Source organism: Amycolatopsis sp. FDAARGOS 1241 (genome assembly GCF_016889705.1).
Classification (GTDB): domain Bacteria; phylum Actinomycetota; class Actinomycetes; order Mycobacteriales; family Pseudonocardiaceae; genus Amycolatopsis.
The window spans coordinates 8,778,941-8,794,665 of sequence record NZ_CP069526.1 but is presented as its reverse complement, the minus strand read 5'-3'; the positions used below and the strand labels follow the sequence as shown (position 1 = coordinate 8,794,665).

Genomic DNA, 15,725 nt, shown 5'->3' with positions numbered 1-15,725 from the left:
CGAACAGCCGGGGCCGCCTTCTGGTGATTTGCAGTATTCGTTATCCAAATCACGGGATAGTGTTTCCCAATGTCGTAAGCCTTGCTGGTCAGCCGCAAGTGGACAATCATTTTGGTCTGAGTGGCTTATCGGCGCCACTACGACGATCCGCGCGATGGCTGTGTTCACCGCAACGGACATAGTGACCAACGAATGCCATCCGCCCCGCAAGTGGAGGAAGATCTCGTTGACGCAGACGACTTCGAAGAAGCTTGATGCCAGTCATTTCTCGACCGCCACACGTACTGTTGTCGGCGAGGTGGACCGGGTGAGTGCGGCGGTGCAGTCTCCGGCCTGGGTCCGGGCCGGCGCGTTGCTGCTCAAGGCACCGGCCGTGTTCACCATCGGCACCGGGCGCAGCGGGCTCGCCCTGCAGATGGCCGCGATGCGGTTCATGCACCTCGGGCTCCCCACGCACGTCGTCGGTGAGGTGACCGCTCCCGCGATCGGCTCGGGCGACGTGCTGGTGGCGGCCTCGGGCTCGGGGTCGACGGCCCGCGTGGTCCGGGCCGCCCAGACCGCCCGCGACCAGGGGGCGAATGTGATCGCGCTGACCACGGCGCCCGACTCGGCGCTGGCCAAGCTCGCGACCGAGGTGCTCATCATCCCGGCCGCGGACAAGCAGGACTTCGACGGCAACGCCTCCGTCCAGTACGCCGGCAGCCTGTTCGAGCAGTCCGTGCTGCTGACCACCGACGCGCTGTTCCACACGCTGTGGCAGAGCAGCGGCACCCAGGCCCGCGAACTGTGGCGCCTGCACGCGAACCTCGAGTAACCGCAAGCGCATTCGCGATCTCTCTGTCCTGATGCTACAGACAAGAACGGAGCCCGAGATGCAGTATCAGAGTGAGGTCGCGCCGCGGACTTCCACCGACATCCACACGCTGGAAGCGGTGGCGCTGACCGCCACGCGCCGCGCCGCGGTGGCCAGCTACGCCTGGGTGGGCCGCAACGACCAGAAGGGCGCGGACGCGGCGGCGACCGCGGCCATGCGTGAGGCGCTGGCCGACGCGCCGGGGCGAGGGAAAGTGGTCATCGGGGAGGGCGAGAAGGACGACGCCCCGATGTTGTTCAACGGTGAGATCGTGGGCACCGGCAACGGCCCCGACTTCGACATCGCCGTCGATCCCCTCGAAGGAACCTCGTTCTGCGCGAAGGACCTGCCCGGCTCACTCGCGACGATCGCGTTCGCCGAATCGGGAACCTTCTGGTCGCCCGGGCCCGGGTTCTACATGGACAAAATCGTGGTGGGGCCGCAGGCCAAGGACGTCATCGATCTCGACGACCCGGCCGAGGAAACCCTGGCCAAGGTCGCCAAGGCGCTCGGCAAGCAGGTCAGCGAACTCCGCGTGATGATCATGGACAAGCCGCGGCACAAGGAGCTGATCGCCCGGGTGGTGCGGGCGGGTGCGGCCGTGCAGACGCCGGCGGGCGGCGACGTCGGCGGCAGCCTGGCAGTGCTCCTGCCGGCACTCGACATCGACCTGCTCATCGGGGTCGGCGGCACGCCCGAGGGCGTGATGACCGCGGCGGCGGTCCGGGCGCTGGGCGGTGGCATGCTGGGCCGCCTGGCTCCTCAGCGCACCGAGGAAGCGGACAACATCCGGGCCGCGGGGATGTCCCTCGACCGCATCTACACCTGTGACGAGCTCGTCTCCGGCGATGCGTTCTTCGTCGCCTCGGGTGTGAACGGCGGGCCGCTCGTCGGGCGCCCGCGGAAATACAAGGACACCACGATCACCGAATCGCTCCTGATTTCCCGGGGCGAGATTCGCCACATAACACACACCACCTTCGAGTAATTCCCCGATGGTTTGCGCCGGCCGCTTCTGATTCTCCCCGGCAGCCATCCTCGAGCGGACCCTTCACGACCAAGGAGATTCGGTGACGTTGCACCTGGACGACCTCCGCGTTCGCCGTCTCGGCGAGTGCCTGTATGATTCGCCGTTCTCCGAGACGCTTTCGACCAAACAGACCTCTCCGCACTACGTCGCGGAAGGCGACCGGGTCTTGCTCGAGGACACGGTCTCCATGCTCGCCGAGCACGGCCTCCCTCCCGGCGAGGTGCCGAGTTTCGAATCCGCCGGGCCCCGCCGGAAGATCTACTTCGACCCGGCGTGCGTGACCGCCGGTGTCGTCACCTGCGGTGGGTTGTGCCCCGGCCTCAACAACGTCATCCGCGGTCTCGTCCAAGAACTCGCCGTGCACTACAAGGTCAAGCGGATTCTGGGCTTCCGCAACGGTCTCCAGGGACTCACGGCTGAGCACCGCCACGACACCATCGAACTGACGCCGGAGCGCGTTCGCGACATCCACAACGCCGGCGGCACCATCCTGGGCAGCTCACGCGGCGGCCAGGACGCCGACGAAATGGTCGACAGCCTCATCATGCGAGGCGTCGACATCCTGTTCGTCATCGGTGGTGACGGGGGGATGCGCGCCGCGACGTTCCTCAGCAAGGCGATCAGGGCGCGCGGTCTCGACATCGCGGTCATCGGAGTGCCGAAGACGATCGACAACGACCTGCCCTTCACCGATCAGTCGTTCGGGTTCCAAAGCGCGTTCGCGCGGGCCACCGACTTCATCTCGGCGGTCTCCGTCGAAGCCGCCGCCAGCCCGAACGGCGTCGGGATCGTGAAGCTGATGGGCCGGCATTCGGGGTTCATCGCCAGCTACGCCGCGCTGGCCGCCAATTCGGCGGACATCGTCTTGATCCCGGAGATCCCCTTCACCCTCGGGGGAGCGGAGGGCCTGCTCGCCCACGTCGAGCAGCACGTGCGGGGCAAGGGTTTCGTGGTCATCGTCCTCGCCGAGGGCGCGGGCCAGGACCTGCTCGAAGAACACGGCCTGCTCCAGCAGAACGGGCGCGCGACCGACGCCTCGGGCAACCTCAAACTCGGCAACATCGGGGAGCTGCTCAAGGAAAGAATCACGACGCACCTGACCTCGGTCGGGCTCGCCCCCACGATGCGTTACATCGACCCGAGTTACGCGGTCCGCAGCATCGCCGCCAACGCTTACGACAGCGTCTACTGCCTGCGGTTGGCCCACGCCGCGGTGCACGCCGCCATGGCGGGCCGCACCGAAGCGGCCGTCGCCCGCTGGCGGCGGCGCTTCGTGCACGTCCCGCTGTCACTGATGACCAGCCGCCGCAACCAGGTTGACCCCGACGGCGACCTGTGGATGTCCGTGCTGGAAACCACCTGCCAACCGGCGGAATTCGGTTCGGCTCCAGCCCGGGAGCGGGTCCCGATGGGATTTTGTTGAGACCTCGAGGCCGGTCACGGTGCCGGGCGCGGCTGTGCGGTCGCGGCCGCCGGCGCAGTGGCGCGCGGTAAGTCGTTGCGCTTGAACGGATCCCGAGGCCGACCAGTTCGCGGAGTCGACGGCGGAGTACTCGGCGCCCTGGTCGTCGAGGCGGCGAATGCGGCGGGCGGCGCGCTCGGTGAGGAAGGCGTCGTCCAGGGGCGGGACGAAGGCGTTGTCCACGACGGTGTACTCGGCGGCCAGTCGGCCGATCGGGGTGACGGCGCCGAACTCGATGCGGCCGTTGACGTACAGGTCGTCGCGGACGTGGAAGCTGACGGCTTCGCCCCAGACGACGTGGTGGAGGCCATCGGGCGCAGAGAAGATCTTGTCCACTGTGTACTCCGGGGCGACGGGCGCGTCCTTGATGCGCGGCGGTTTCACCAGCGCGGAAGCCACCTTCTCGACGCCCACCGCGTCGAACTCGTCCACGTCCGGTTCGAACTCCACGGCGCTGCGGTGGAGGGCGAACGCCTGCGGCAGCGTGGCCATGTTCGTCACGGACTCACCGGTGTCGCGGATGTTGACGAAGCTGTCCTTGAGCGTCGCGCCGCCGGACTTGGGCTGGATGGACAAGGAGATCTTCGGCGGCTTGCGGCCGACGCGCGTGAAGAACGACACCGGCGCCAGGTTGCGGACACCGGCCGGGGTTGATGCTCCCGGATCAGCAGCTTGTAGGCGAGCTTCGCGTCGAGGCCCGCGGATTCGATGTCCACGTCATTCTCCCAGCAGCGCCACGGCGCCGTACCAGACCGGACCCGGGTTGAGCCGGTCCGGGTGCCGGTGCAGGATTTCGTCGTAGAACTCGCGCGCGGCCGGCTTCGCGTCCAGCAGCCGGATCATGTCGAGCAGGTACGCGCGGGTTTCGGCGATGGTGCGCGGGTCGTCGGGCAGCGCCGCGTTCTTGTGGCCCGCCACGACGGCGCGCGGGCGCAGCTGCTCGACCCGGTCGAGCGCGGCGAGCCACTCCTGCAGGCCGCCGTCGCCGCCTTCGAGGATGTACTGGTGGATTCCGTTGTAGACGGTGTCACCGGCGACCACGAGGCCGAGTGCCGGCACGTGCAGCACCGACGTCTTGTCGGTGTCGGTGTGCCCGACGTCGACGGCCCGCACGACGTGGCCCTCCAGCAGGAAACCCTCGTCGGGGATCGGCTCGGCCAGCACGGCGACGGCGGGATCCGGCCGGGGAAGTCGAGGTCCCACATCTGCGCGCGGCCCTCGACGGCCTGCTCGCGTATCACCTCGATCGTGCCGGACGTCGCGTGGACCTGCGCGCCGGGGAACCGCTTGAGCAGCTCGGCGGTGCCGAACCAGTGGTCGCCGTGGCCGTGGGTCGCGAAGACGTGGCGCAGGCGCTTGCCGCTGCGGGCCACCCAGTCGGCGACCTCCTGGATCTGGAAGTCGAGGAACGGCGGGTCGACCAGCACCGCGTCCTCGGCGCCGGACACCAACGTGATCGACACCGGCGAGGAGATGATCGGCTCGCCGGTGGGCAGCGTCTGGCCGCGCTCTCGTCTCGCGTCGGCCGTCACCAGTACGTCGTAGGTCAAGGTGCTCATGGTCTCGCCTCGTCGACATAGTCGTAAGCTGTTTACCTCTGTTGTGGGTATAGTATGCGGATGCTCAGTTCGGGCGCTCGGCTTGGTGACGCAGGCGAATCTCGCGTCACGCGACAGAAGTAACGAGATATCGGCTGAGTCAGCCGGCGCCGGGCGGCGCGGGCGGTGGCCGGCGACGTCCGCGTGGGGCGACGTGGCTCTCGCGTCGACGGCGACGGCCTTGCCGAACCGCGTCGCGCGGGGGCGAACTCGGCGCCGAGGTCGAGGTGACGTACCCGCTGGAGGACTACCCGGCCGCGTTCGACCACGCCGGCAAGCCCGGCGTGGTTTGCGCAGCCGACGTAGCCACGAGCTCGCAGCCGGCGAGTGTGCTGCCACCGCTGCACCGGCGGAGGGGGCGCGTGCCGTCCGAAATGGGGCGTGGCAGAGGTCGCTGACGAGCTCGCCTCGCGACGAGAAAGGTGGCGCGGTGCCCGACTACCCAAAGGTCTTTCGAGGGACCCAGCCCAGCGCGCAGCACATCGACTGGGCCGAGGTCGAAACCCGCCTCGGCATCCCGCTTCCCGCGGACTACCGGGAGTACGCCGAGTCGTACCCGGCCGCGAACATCGACAATTTCCTCAACGTCCCGCACCCGAGTTGCACCAACGACGCCCCCAATCTCGTCGGCTGAGCCAGCCGGCACCGGGCGGCGCGGGCGGTGGCCGGCGAAGTCCTCTGCCGCACCGGCGTCGGCGCACAGGCACAGGCGCGACCGCTGGCCGCGCGACGAGGCCGGCGACGTGCGGTGTGATGCCCCTGACCACGGCATGGCCGGCGATCTGGCGCGGCGTCACCTCGCCGGGGTCGAGTAAGTCCTGGGTGCACGCGGTGGTGGACGTGCGCTCGGTGAACGTCGCCCACGCGGCTGTGGGGTCGTCGGTGGTCAGGAGCGGCATCAGGGCCCCGCAGGCCGCCGACGAGGTCGAGGGCCTGGGGCGGGATGGCCGCAGCATCCTGGCCGAAGGGGGCGAGCTCCGGGTCGTCGAGTTTGTCCGGGTGGGTGGCGTAGCGCGGGAGTCGAGCAATCGCGCGCGAAGTCCGCAGAATCACCGACGTCGATGATTCTCGCCGGCCGAGGCGTCGCTGTCAGCGCGGTCCGGCGGGGTGCTCGCGCCCCAGCCGGCTCGGCCGCGGAGGCGGCCGAACCGTCGTGGCGACCCGGCTGCACCCGATCGGTCACACCCCCGTCCGGACGTATTCATGGCCCGAGGTGTCTTCGATGGCGACCGCGGCGATGGCGGAGGCCGGGAAGGACGCGGAGCCGTACCAGTCGGCCGGGGCGCTCGTGGCGTGGAACTGCCAGCCGCCCGTGGGTTGGCGGGTGCCGTCTTTGCCGAGGATGACCAGGCGGCACGGGGTACCGTCCGGGAGGCCCGAGACGTGGGCCTCCACGCGGGCCCAGCCGTCGGCCGGGGTGACGGACGCCGAGAGCCGCAGGTCGCCGGACGAGCCCGTGAGCAGCAGCGAAGGCCGGTGCGCGGCGGGCGCCAGGTCGGGGTCGGGAGCGGCCGCCGGGATCAAGGCGGGCGAAGAACTCGGGTGGCCCACGAGCAGGCCCACCCCGAGCGCGGCGGCCGCCACGGCCACGGCAGCCGTGGCGGCCAGCGCTCTGCCGCGCCCGCGCGCGCCCGACGCCTCGGCACGCACCTGCCGCAACGTGCGCTGCAGCAGCAGGTCCGCGTCGTCCGGCGGGCCGTCGAGGAGCAGCTCGGGCGGGATCGCCTCGAGGAACTCCTGCATCTCGCGCACTGTCTCCACCTCCTTCCGGCAGTGCTCGCAGGTCATCACGTGTTGCGTGTCGAGAGGCAGGTGGGTCACGCCGCACCCACCGGCTGCCGGCCGCCGAACGCTTCGCGCAGGGCGCGCAGGCCGTAGTGCGTACGCGACTTCACCGTGCCCGCCGGGATCCCCAGCCGGCGCGCGGCTTCCGGAACGGTGTGGCCCAGCAGGTACACCTGCTCCAGCACCTCGCGGTGCTCGGGCGACAGGCCCTCGAGCGCCGAGTGCACCACGACCGAGTCCACGACGTGCCCCGCGTGGTCCGGGGAAACCGGCCCGGTCGTCGGCGACTCCGCCACCTCCGTCGGCCGCGAGCTCCGGGCGCGAACGCGGTCGATGACCAGGTTGCGCACCACCGTGAGCAGCCAGCCCCGCACGGACCCCTTGCCGTTGTTCAGGCTTTCGGGGTTGCGCCACGCGCGGACCAGCGCCTCCTGCACCACGTCCTCCGCCGCCGCGCGGTCGCCGAGCAGCCGGGTGGCGTAGGCGAGCATCGCCTTGCCGTGCTCCTCGAACAACGTCCGCACGAGCGCCTCGTCGGCCACCTGCCGGCGGGCTCTCATCCCGGCCATGTTCCACCACCCTCTCGTCCTGATGCCCTGAAAACGGGCCTGGACGTGGGGGCGGTTCACCGATCGCGCGAATTTTTCTACCCGTCGCCCGGCGAGCGGGCGGGCTTCACGTCGATCACCGGCGTACCGTCGACCGCCTCGAGCGGCCCGACACGCACGCGCAGCCCGTCGATCTCGAGCACCTCAACGCGGTGCAGCCCGATCGGGTTGGGCCGCGCGGGCGAGCGCGTGCTGAACACCCCGGCCGGCGGCCGCGAAGGATCGCTGCGCGGGCGCACGGACAGCACGGAGCGGTCGGCGAGGTGCAGCCAGGTGAACAGCAGCACCTGCTGACCGGTCCGGAGATCGGCCAGACCCTCCGCGACTTCGGGCTCGAACACGAGCCACGCCGAGGGAGCGCCTTCCTCACCTTGTTTGGGCGCGGAATCAAGGGAGTCCAGGGTCGACTGGACGCGGGCGATCGGGCGGAGCTGGAAATCGGCCATGACCTGGAAGCTACCGCCCCCCGCCGACGAACCCGGTCCGCGCAGGGAAACTGGACCAGGGTTGTCCACAACTTGTCCCCGCTGTGGACAACCCTGGAAAACCGGTTGCGGAACCTCAGACCGCAGCGGGCTCCGGGATTTCCTCGACCTGCTCCGGTGCCGGCCGCGATTCCTCCACCGGCCAGCGGGAGCTGCGGTTCAGCAGCAACCGCGTCACGTCCGGTCGCGAGTAGTGGCCCACGGGGTCAGCGGCGGCCTTCGCCAACGGGATCGCCGACAGGTCGATGTCCGCGTACAGCAAACCTTCCGCGTCCTCGGCCGGCGGTTCGGTGGGCGGGCTGCCGTCCGGGCCGAAGATGCGCGCGAACCCGCCCCCGCGCTGCAGCGGCTGTCCTTCACCGGCGTGTCGCAGAACAACTCCAGCCCGGCGTCCCCGACGATCGCGCACGGGGCGATCACGAAGCACTGGCCTTCCACCGCGGACATCCGCGAAGCCGACGTGTTCACCTCCGGCCCGAGCGCGTACGCCGCTCCCTTGTAGACGGAGAAGCTCGGCCACGAAGCGACGTGCACCTGCTCGTCCATGCTGTACATCGCGTACTTCGACAGCGGCTGCAGGTGCTCCCAGCAGCACAGCGCCCCGACGCGGCCCACGCCCGCGACGTCGTGCACGACGAGGTCCGAGCCGTCGCCCTCGCCGTACACGGTGCGCTCCACGTGCGTCGGCTTGAGCTTGCGGCGCGCGCCGACCAGCTCGCCCTCGGCGGAGATCGTCGCCTGGGCCATGTACAGGCTGCCGCCGGACTGCTCCGAAAAGCCCATGACCACGGTGATCCCGTGCTGCCGCGCGCCGTCGAGCAGCCGCTGGAACCGCGGGCTGTCCAGTGCGATGGAGTTCTCGTGGTAGCGGCCCACGAACCGCATGCCCCAGGCGGGCGAGTCGAGCCACAGCCACCACGGGTAGCCGGGGATGAACGTCTCCGGGAACGCGATCAGACCGGCGCCGCCCCCGGGCGGCCTCCGCCATGAGCGCGATCGACTTGTCGATGGTCGCGTCGGCGTCGAGCCACACCGGCTCCGCCTGCACGGCCGCTGCCCTGAATGAGCCCGGGTAGGTGATCACGAGCTGTCCTTCTGCTCGGTTGGTCCGTTCGGCCGAAGGTAGGCGCGGCCCGGGTCAGTGGCTTGCCGCACAGTGCACCGGGGGTTGACGCAGAGCGCGCGGCTGGTGCCGCGCCGCCGCGTCGGCGCATACTCACCGCTCAGGTGGTGGGGCGATGAGCGTGGTGCTGACAACCGACACGCAGCCGGAGGCCGATCGCGTGGCCTTCTGGCACGACGTGGTGTGCCGCTCCTTCGTGCCCCTGAACGTCGCGACACCCGACGCCGGCGCCTTCTCCGGCACCGTCGCGAACGACCGGCTCGGCCGGCTGCAGGTGTCCACCGTCCACGCCGCCGCGCAACGGGTGTGCCGGACGCCGCGGCTCGTGGCCGAAGCGGGCGACGAGTTCGTCTGCTCGGGCTCCAGGCGTTCGGCCCCGGCGTGGTGACCCAGGACGGGCGCCGCGCCGTGCTGCGCCCCGGTGACCTGGCGTTCTACGACGCCGCGCGCCCGTACGAGCTGTGGTTCCCCGCCGAGTTCGAGATGAAGGTCTTCATGGTGCCGCGCCGGTTACTCGGGATCGCCGACGCCGACCTCCACCGCGTCACCGCGACCACGCTGTGCCCGGACTCCGGTGTCCCCGCGCTCGCGTCGCCGTTCCTCGCGCGCCTCACAGCCGCCGAGGGGGCAGCCGCCGATCGCCTGTCCGCCTCCGCGCTGAACCTGCTGGAGTCCCTCGTCCTCGACGGCGCCCAACCACCGGAACCGACGCTGCTGCTGCGGATCAGCGCGTTCATCACCGATCACCTCGCCGAGCCCGACCTCACGCCGGTGACGATCGCGTCCGCTCACCGGATCTCCGTGCGCTACCTGCACAAGCTCTTCTCCGCCGACGGCGTGTCCGTCGCCCGGTGGATCCAGCAACGGCGGCTCGAGGAGTCCCGCCGCGACCTCGGCCGGACCACGGCGACCGTCGCCGCCATCGCGCACCGCTGGGGGTTCGCGGACGCCGCCCACTACAGCCGCTCGTTCAAGTCCGCGTACGGGCTGTCGCCGCGCGAGTGGCGGATCGAGGCTTCCGCTCCTGGTCAGGGCGGCGCAGACTGAGCCGATGGCGCCGGTGCGCTTCGCGGTTCGGGTCGACGGTGTGGTGCAGGGCGTGGGGTTCCGGCCCTTCGTCCACGGGCTCGCGGCGCGGCTCGGGCTGGCGGGGTTCGTCGGCAACGACAGCCGGGGCGTGTTCATCGAGGTCGAGGGCGCTTCGGCGGCCGTCGCCGCGTTCGTGACGGCCCTGCGGGCCGAGGCGCCGCCGCTGGCCGTGGTCGACGAGGTGCGCGTGAGCGAGCTGCCCACGACCGGCGTCCGGGGGTTCACGATCGTCGCCAGCCCGGCCGGCGGTACGGCCGCGACGCTGGTGTCGGCCGACAGCGCGACCTGCGCGGACTGCCTCGCCGAGTTGCGGGATCCGGGCGACCGGCGCTACCGCTATCCGTTCGTCAACTGCACGAATTGCGGGCCGCGCTTCACGATCGTGCGCGGCGTGCCCTACGACCGCCCGCTGACGACGATGGCCGGCTTCACGCTGTGCGCGGAGTGCAAGCAGGAGTACGAAGATCCCGGCGACCGGCGGTTCCACGCGCAGCCCGTGTGCTGCCCCGCCTGCGGCCCGCAGCTGGTGTTCTCGGGCGGCGGTGACCCCATCGAGTCCACTGTAGACGCTCTGGCGAGCGGCGGGGTCGTCGCCGTGAAGGGACTCGGCGGTTTCCACCTCGCGGTCCTCGCGGCGGACGAGCCGGCCGTGGCCCGGCTGCGCGGCCGCAAGCACCGCGAGGACAAGCCGTTCGCGGTCATGGTCCCAGACCTCGCCGTGGCGCGCGAGATCGCGCAGGTCGACGCCGTCGCCGCGGCGGCGCTCATCAGCCGTCGGCGCCCGATCGTGCTACTCCCGCGCGTCGCGAATGGTCCGCTCGCGCGGTCGGTGGCCCCCGGCAACCGCCGCGTGGGGCTGATGCTCCCGTACACGCCGCTGCACCACCTGCTGCTCGGCGACCTCGGCCGGCCGGTCGTCCTGACCAGCGCCAACGTGTCCGACGAGCCCATCGTCTACCGCGACGGAGACCTCGGCCGCCTTTCCGGCATCGCCGACGCCGTCCTCACACACGACCGGGCCATCCACACCCGCACCGACGACTCCGTGGTGCGGGTGTGGCGCGACCGGGTGCAGCTGCAACGCCGGTCACGGGGCTACGTACCGGAGCCGGTGCCGCTGCGCCGGCGACTGCGCGAGCACGTCCTCGGCTGCGGCGCGGAGCTGAAGAACACGTTCTGCCTCGCCAAGGACACCCACGCGTTCCTCTCCCACCACATCGGCGACCTCGACAACTACGAGACGTTCCGCGCCTACACCGACGGCATCACGCACCTGCGCGGTCTGTTCGACGTGACGCCGGCGGTCGTCGCCCACGACCTGCACCCCGAGTACCTGTCCACGAAGTACGCGCTGGACCTGCCGGACGTCGAGCTCGTGGGCGTACAGCACCACCACGCCCACATCGCCGCCTGCCTCGCCGACAACGGCGAACCCGGCCCAGTCCTCGGCGTCGCCTTCGACGGCACCGGCTACGGCCCCGACGGCACGCTGTGGGGCGGCGAGTTCCTCCTCGCCGACCTCGCCGGGTTCCGGCGCCTGGCCCACCTCGCACCCGTGCGGCTGCCGGGCGGGACCACGGCCATCCGGCAGCCCTGGCGCATGGCCGCGGCCTACCTCGACGCGGCGGGCGTATCCGCGACCGCGGTGCGCGCCCGCCACGAGGACCAGTGGGACCCAGTCGTGCAGCTGGCCCGCAGCGGGGTGTCGTCGCCGGTCACGTCCAGTGCCGGCCGCCTGTTCGACGCCGTCGCCGCGATCCTGGACGTGCGGGACACCATCAACTACGAAGGCCAAGCGGCCGTCGAGCTGGAACAGCTCGCCGATCCCACCGAGACCACCGCCTACCCGTGTGCCGTGGACACCGTCGTGGCCGGCGTGGACCTCATCCGCGCGGTCGTCGAGGACCTCGGCAGGAACACCCCACGCCCGATCGTCGCCGCCCGCTTCCACAACGGCCTCGCCGACGCCATCACGAGCACCTGCGCCCGGCTGCGCGACACCACCGGCCTCACGACCGTCGCCCTGTCCGGCGGAGTCTTCCAGAACCTGCTGCTCCTCGACCGCACCGCGGAAACCCTGGCACGCACCGGCTTCCGCGTCCTCACCCACTCCCGCGTGCCGACGAACGACGGTGGCATCAGCCTCGGACAGGTCGCCGTCGCAGCCAGCCGTACCACTCCGGGAGACCGTCACCCCGGGTCGCGCTGACCTCCAGGGTCCGCGCGTCCGGGTTCACGCGGCGCAGGTCCTCGACGAAGTCCGCGACGGAGAACGACACGTAGGGCAGCAGGTCGATCTTGTTCAGCAGCACCAAGTCCGTCGACGCGAACATGTGCGGGTACTTCAGCGGCTTGCCCGGCCCCTCGGTCACGGACATGATCACCACCCGCGCGGCCTCGCCGAGGTCGAACAGCGCCGGGCACACCAGGTTCCCGACGTTCTCCACGAACAGCACCGAACCCCGCGCCGGCGCGAGGGTGTCGAGGGCCCGCGCGAGCATCGTCGCGTCCAGGTGGCAGCCGGCCCCGGTGTTGATCTGCACGACCGGCGCGCCCGTCGCCTTGATCCGGTCGGCGTCGAGCAGCGTTTCCTGATCACCTTCGACGACCGCGAACGGCACCGCGTCGCCCAGCGCGCGCACGGTCTGCTCCAGCAACGTCGTCTTGCCCGCCCCCGGCGAGCTCATCAGGTTGACCGCGAACACGTCCAGGGCCCGCAACCGGTCGCGGTTGTGCCCGGCCAGGTGGTCGTTCTTGGCCAGCACGTCCTGCTCCAGCACGACCGTGTGGGAATGGGTTTCCTCGCCGGGGTGGGCGTGGACCTCACCCGAGCAACCGCACGTCGCACACACCTCACACCACCTCCACGGACTTGATGCGCAGCTGCCGCCCCGCCAGTACCTCGACGTTCGCGCTGCCGCACGGGCAGAGCAGGATCGGGTCGTCGAGCCCGAACTCCTCGCCGCAGTCCCGGCAGGCGGCGCGGCCGGCCGGTTCGTCGATCTCCAAGGCCGCACCCTGCAACGACGTGCCGGTGCACAGCACGTCGAAGCAGAAGCGGACGCTGTCCGGCACGACCCCGGACAGCCGCCCGATCTCCAGCCGCACGCTGCGCACGGGCTGCGTGCCCAGCTTCGCGACGATCGCGTCGACGACGCTCTGCGTGATCGACATCTCGTGCACTAGCAGATCCTCGGCAGCGGGTCGCCCACCAGCATGTCGACGATCCGCGTGCCGCCGAACGCGGTGTTCAGCAGCACCAGGCCCGGCGGGTCGTCGGCGACGCGGCCGATCACGGCGGCGTCCGCACCGAGCGGGTGCGAACGCAGCGCCGCCAGCGCGTCGCCGGCCTGCGCGCCGTCGACGAACGCCACGATCCGGCCCTCGCTCGCCACGTACAGCGGGTCGATGCCGAGCAGCTCCGACGCGCCGCGCACCTCGTCGCGCACGGGCACCGCGTTCTCGTCGACGACCACCGCCACCTCAGCCGCCTTGGCGACCTCGTTGAGGATCGTCGCCACCCCGCCGCGGGTCGCATCGCGCATCGCGCGCACGCCCGGCACCGCGGCGAGCAGGCCCGCCACCAGCTCGTGCACCGGTGCGGTGTCCGATTCGAGGTCGGCGTCGATGTCCAGCTCACCGCGCGCCAGCATGATCGTGACGCCGTGGTCGCCGATCGGCCCGGACACCAGTACCGCGTCGCCCGGCCGAACCCCGGCCACGCCCAGCCCGGACTTCAGGGCGACGCCGACGCCGGCCGTGTTCACGTACAGGCCGTCGGCCTTGCCGCGCTGCACCACCTTCGTGTCCCCGGTGACGATCTGCACGCCCGCGGCGAGCGCCGCGTCCTTCATCGACTCGACGATCTTCAGCAGGTCCGCAACCGGAAACCCCTCCTCGAGGATGAACCCGGCCGTGAGGTACAGCGGCCGCGCGCCGGACACCGCGAGGTCGTTCACCGTGCCGTTCACGGCCAGGTCACCGATGTCCCCGCCGGGGAAGAACAGCGGTGACACCACGAACGAGTCCGTGGTCAGCGCCAGCTGCGCTCCGCCGATCGTCAACGCGGCCGAGTCTTCCATCGGCTCCAGCAGCGGGTTGCGGAACGCGTCGAGGAACACCGCCTCGATCAACGTGTGCGTCGCCTTGCCGCCGGAGCCGTGGGAGAGGGTGATGCGCTCCTCGCGCACCTTCGCGCGCCGCCGCCGGGCGCGTTCGATGCGGTCGAGCACCTGCTGCTCGCGGTCGGTCGTGGTCATGCGTGGCTCGCCTCCCGCACGCGCTTGCGGGTGAAGCGGCCGAAGTTGTAGTACGCCGCGCACGCGCCCTCGGGCGACACCATGCACGTGCCGATCGGCGTCTCCGGCGTGCACGCCGTGCCGAACACCTTGCACTCCCACGGTTTCAGCACACCCTTGAGCACCTCACCGCACTGGCACGCCTTCGGGTCGGCCACCCGCACACCCGGCACCTCGAAGATCCGCTCGGCGTCGAACGCCGCGTACTTCTCGCGGATGCGCATGGCCGAGTGCGAGATGAAGCCAAGGCCGCGCCATTCGAAGTACGGCCGCAGCTCCATCACCTCGTTGATCACCTTGAGCGCCACCAGGTTCCCGTCCCACGGCACGACGCGGGAGTACTGGTTCTCCACCTGGGCGCGGCCTTCGGCCAGCTGCACCATCAGCAGGTAGATCGACTGCAGGATGTCCAGCGGCTCGAACCCCGCCACCACCACGGGTTTGCCGTAGTCGCGTGCGATGAACTCATACGGCCGGCAGCCGATCACCGTCGACACGTGACCCGGGCCGAGGAACCCGTCGAGCCGCAGGTCGGGCGAGTCGAGAATGGCCTTGATCGCCGGCACGATCGTCACGTGGTTGCCGAACACCGAGAAGTTCGGGATGCGCTCCGCCGCGGCGCGCAGCAGCGTCATCGCGGTCGACGGTGTGGTCGTCTCGAACCCGATGGCCATGAACACCACCTGCAGGTCCGGGTTCTGCCGCGCGATCTTCAGCGAGTCGAGCGGCGAGTACACCATCCGGATGTTGGTCCCCTCGGCGTTCGAGTCGAAGAAGTTCCCGCCCGAGCCGGGCACGCGCATCATGTCGCCGAACGAGGTCATCAGCACCCCGGGCCGGCGCGCGATGCTGATCGCGTCGTCGATGCGGCCCATCGGGATCACGCACACCGGGCAGCCCGGCCCGTGCACGAGCTGGATGTTCTCGGGCAGGTAGTCCTCGAGGCCGTGTTTGTAGATCGTGTGCGTGTGGCCGCCGCACACCTCCATGATCTTGTAGTGGCGGCCGGGCTCGCACAGCGCGGTGATCTTCGCGGACAGCGCCCGCGCCTTCTCCGCGTCCCGGAACTCGTCGACGAACCGCATGGCGCCTCCTATTCGATGCGCGACTCCAGCAGCGCGGCCATCTCGTCCTCGTACGCCTTCCCGATGCTCTCCAGGAACTCCAGCGCCGAGGTGGCTTCCGCTTCGTCTATTTTGGACAGCGCGAACCCGACGTGGATCAGGATCCACTCACCGGGCACGGGCGGGTCGTCGGCGAGCAAACCGATGTTGATGGTCCGCTTCACCCCGCTCACGGAGACCTTCGCGAGGTCCGGCCGCTCCTCGCTGATCTCGATGACCTCACCGGGGATGCCGAGGCACACGGCTACTTCCGGCTCATGTCGACGTAAC

17 protein-coding genes and 3 pseudogenes are annotated in these 15,725 nt (G+C 70.5%); 8 read left to right on the top strand and 12 right to left on the bottom strand.

Annotated elements, in window-relative coordinates; genetic code table 11:
* The first annotated feature begins 307 nt into the window (after window positions 1-307).
* The 3 genes from hxlB (at window position 308) to I6J71_RS42710 (ending at window position 3,306) form a co-directional block, all read left to right on the top strand.
* Window positions 308-814 carry a 6-phospho-3-hexuloisomerase gene (hxlB, locus tag I6J71_RS42720; protein WP_239154230.1) on the top strand — a complete coding sequence of 169 codons (507 nt, stop codon included), beginning with the start codon at window positions 308-310 and terminating at the stop codon, window positions 812-814.
* Between the two features lie 58 nt (window positions 815-872).
* The gene (gene glpX / locus I6J71_RS42715; protein ID WP_204092041.1) at window positions 873-1,841 is read left to right on the top strand and encodes a class II fructose-bisphosphatase; all 969 of its coding nucleotides are present in this window, start codon (window positions 873-875) and stop codon (window positions 1,839-1,841) included.
* 82 nt (window positions 1,842-1,923) lie between these two features.
* Window positions 1,924-3,306, top strand: a complete 1,383-nt coding sequence (locus I6J71_RS42710) for an ATP-dependent 6-phosphofructokinase (protein ID WP_204092040.1) — start codon at window positions 1,924-1,926, stop codon at window positions 3,304-3,306.
* 342 nt (window positions 3,307-3,648) lie between these two features.
* On the opposite strand, the pseudogene I6J71_RS49490 reads toward I6J71_RS42710, so the two are convergent.
* The 3 genes and pseudogenes from I6J71_RS49490 to I6J71_RS51510 all read right to left on the bottom strand — a co-directional run.
* A pseudogene (locus I6J71_RS49490) lies at window positions 3,649-3,966 on the bottom strand (flavin reductase family protein); the annotation flags it as partial.
* Between the two features lie 96 nt (window positions 3,967-4,062).
* The gene (locus tag I6J71_RS49485) at window positions 4,063-4,548 is read right to left on the bottom strand and encodes an MBL fold metallo-hydrolase (RefSeq protein ID WP_370542048.1); all 486 of its coding nucleotides are present in this window, start codon (window positions 4,546-4,548) and stop codon (window positions 4,063-4,065) included.
* Between the two features lie 113 nt (window positions 4,549-4,661).
* Window positions 4,662-4,904, bottom strand: a pseudogene (locus tag I6J71_RS51510) (MBL fold metallo-hydrolase); the annotation flags it as partial.
* A 469-nt stretch (window positions 4,905-5,373) separates the two neighbouring features.
* On the opposite strand from I6J71_RS51510, the gene I6J71_RS42695 reads away from it, so the two are divergent.
* The gene (locus I6J71_RS42695) at window positions 5,374-5,577 is read left to right on the top strand and encodes a hypothetical protein (protein ID WP_204092038.1); all 204 of its coding nucleotides are present in this window, start codon (window positions 5,374-5,376) and stop codon (window positions 5,575-5,577) included.
* A gap of 119 nt (window positions 5,578-5,696) precedes the next feature.
* Window positions 5,697-6,008, top strand: a complete 312-nt coding sequence (locus tag I6J71_RS42690; RefSeq protein ID WP_204092037.1) for a hypothetical protein — start codon at window positions 5,697-5,699, stop codon at window positions 6,006-6,008.
* 114 nt (window positions 6,009-6,122) lie between these two features.
* Here I6J71_RS42690 and I6J71_RS42685 read toward each other — a convergent pair whose 3' ends face one another.
* The 4 genes from I6J71_RS42685 to I6J71_RS42670 form a co-directional block, all read right to left on the bottom strand.
* A complete protein-coding gene (locus I6J71_RS42685; protein WP_204092036.1) occupies window positions 6,123-6,764 on the bottom strand; it encodes a hypothetical protein in 642 nt (213 codons plus the stop codon).
* Window positions 6,761-7,297: a sigma-70 family RNA polymerase sigma factor gene (locus I6J71_RS42680; RefSeq protein WP_204092035.1), complete on the bottom strand. Its 537-nt coding sequence runs from the start codon at window positions 7,295-7,297 to the stop codon at window positions 6,761-6,763. The genes I6J71_RS42685 and I6J71_RS42680 overlap by 4 nt, the downstream gene beginning before the upstream one ends.
* Before the next feature lie 77 nt (window positions 7,298-7,374).
* Window positions 7,375-7,782 carry a tRNA (N6-threonylcarbamoyladenosine(37)-N6)-methyltransferase TrmO gene (gene tsaA / locus I6J71_RS42675; protein ID WP_204092034.1) on the bottom strand — a complete coding sequence of 136 codons (408 nt, stop codon included), beginning with the start codon at window positions 7,780-7,782 and terminating at the stop codon, window positions 7,375-7,377.
* A gap of 213 nt (window positions 7,783-7,995) precedes the next feature.
* Entirely contained in the window at window positions 7,996-8,733 is a 738-nt protein-coding gene (locus tag I6J71_RS42670) for a nitrilase-related carbon-nitrogen hydrolase (protein WP_239155577.1), read from the bottom strand.
* A gap of 326 nt (window positions 8,734-9,059) precedes the next feature.
* On the opposite strand from I6J71_RS42670, the pseudogene I6J71_RS51505 reads away from it, so the two are divergent.
* The 3 genes and pseudogenes from I6J71_RS51505 to hypF all read left to right on the top strand — a co-directional run.
* Window positions 9,060-9,565 (top strand): annotated as a pseudogene (locus tag I6J71_RS51505) (hypothetical protein); the annotation flags it as partial.
* A 150-nt stretch (window positions 9,566-9,715) separates the two neighbouring features.
* The gene (locus I6J71_RS51500) at window positions 9,716-9,991 is read left to right on the top strand and encodes a helix-turn-helix transcriptional regulator (RefSeq protein ID WP_239155576.1); all 276 of its coding nucleotides are present in this window, start codon (window positions 9,716-9,718) and stop codon (window positions 9,989-9,991) included.
* Between the two features lie 4 nt (window positions 9,992-9,995).
* On the top strand, window positions 9,996-12,242 hold the full coding sequence (hypF, locus tag I6J71_RS42655) for a carbamoyltransferase HypF (protein ID WP_204092031.1): 2,247 nt from the start codon (window positions 9,996-9,998) through the stop codon (window positions 12,240-12,242).
* Here hypF and hypB read toward each other — a convergent pair.
* From hypB to I6J71_RS42630, 5 genes are read right to left on the bottom strand one after another with little or no spacing between them, the layout of a single operon-like run.
* Window positions 12,172-12,885, bottom strand: coding sequence for a hydrogenase nickel incorporation protein HypB (gene hypB, locus I6J71_RS42650; RefSeq protein ID WP_204092030.1), 714 nt, complete (start codon window positions 12,883-12,885; stop codon window positions 12,172-12,174). The genes hypF and hypB overlap by 71 nt on opposite strands.
* Window position 12,886: 1 nt before the next feature.
* A complete protein-coding gene (locus I6J71_RS42645; RefSeq protein ID WP_204092029.1) occupies window positions 12,887-13,216 on the bottom strand; it encodes a hydrogenase maturation nickel metallochaperone HypA in 330 nt (109 codons plus the stop codon).
* The gene (hypE, locus tag I6J71_RS42640) at window positions 13,216-14,292 is read right to left on the bottom strand and encodes a hydrogenase expression/formation protein HypE (protein ID WP_239154227.1); all 1,077 of its coding nucleotides are present in this window, start codon (window positions 14,290-14,292) and stop codon (window positions 13,216-13,218) included. The genes I6J71_RS42645 and hypE overlap by 1 nt, the downstream gene beginning before the upstream one ends.
* Window positions 14,289-15,416, bottom strand: a complete 1,128-nt coding sequence (gene hypD / locus I6J71_RS42635; protein WP_204092028.1) for a hydrogenase formation protein HypD — start codon at window positions 15,414-15,416, stop codon at window positions 14,289-14,291. The genes hypE and hypD overlap by 4 nt, the downstream gene beginning before the upstream one ends.
* An 8-nt stretch (window positions 15,417-15,424) precedes the next feature.
* A complete protein-coding gene (locus tag I6J71_RS42630) occupies window positions 15,425-15,697 on the bottom strand; it encodes a HypC/HybG/HupF family hydrogenase formation chaperone (RefSeq protein WP_204092027.1) in 273 nt (90 codons plus the stop codon).
* Window positions 15,698-15,725 lie beyond the last annotated feature (28 nt).

Coding starts and splice junctions, on each gene's coding strand:
- glpX (WP_204092041.1), top strand. CDS start 873: ATGCAGTATCAGAGTGAGGTCGCGCCGCGGACTTCCACCGACATCCAC.
- I6J71_RS42690 (WP_204092037.1), top strand. CDS start 5,697: ATGCCCCTGACCACGGCATGGCCGGCGATCTGGCGCGGCGTCACCTCG.
- I6J71_RS42680 (WP_204092035.1), bottom strand. CDS start 7,297: ATGGCCGGGATGAGAGCCCGCCGGCAGGTGGCCGACGAGGCGCTCGTG.
- tsaA (WP_204092034.1), bottom strand. CDS start 7,782: ATGGCCGATTTCCAGCTCCGCCCGATCGCCCGCGTCCAGTCGACCCTG.
- hypF (WP_204092031.1), top strand. CDS start 9,996: ATGGCGCCGGTGCGCTTCGCGGTTCGGGTCGACGGTGTGGTGCAGGGC.
- hypE (WP_239154227.1), bottom strand. CDS start 14,292: ATGACCACGACCGACCGCGAGCAGCAGGTGCTCGACCGCATCGAACGC.
- hypD (WP_204092028.1), bottom strand. CDS start 15,416: ATGCGGTTCGTCGACGAGTTCCGGGACGCGGAGAAGGCGCGGGCGCTG.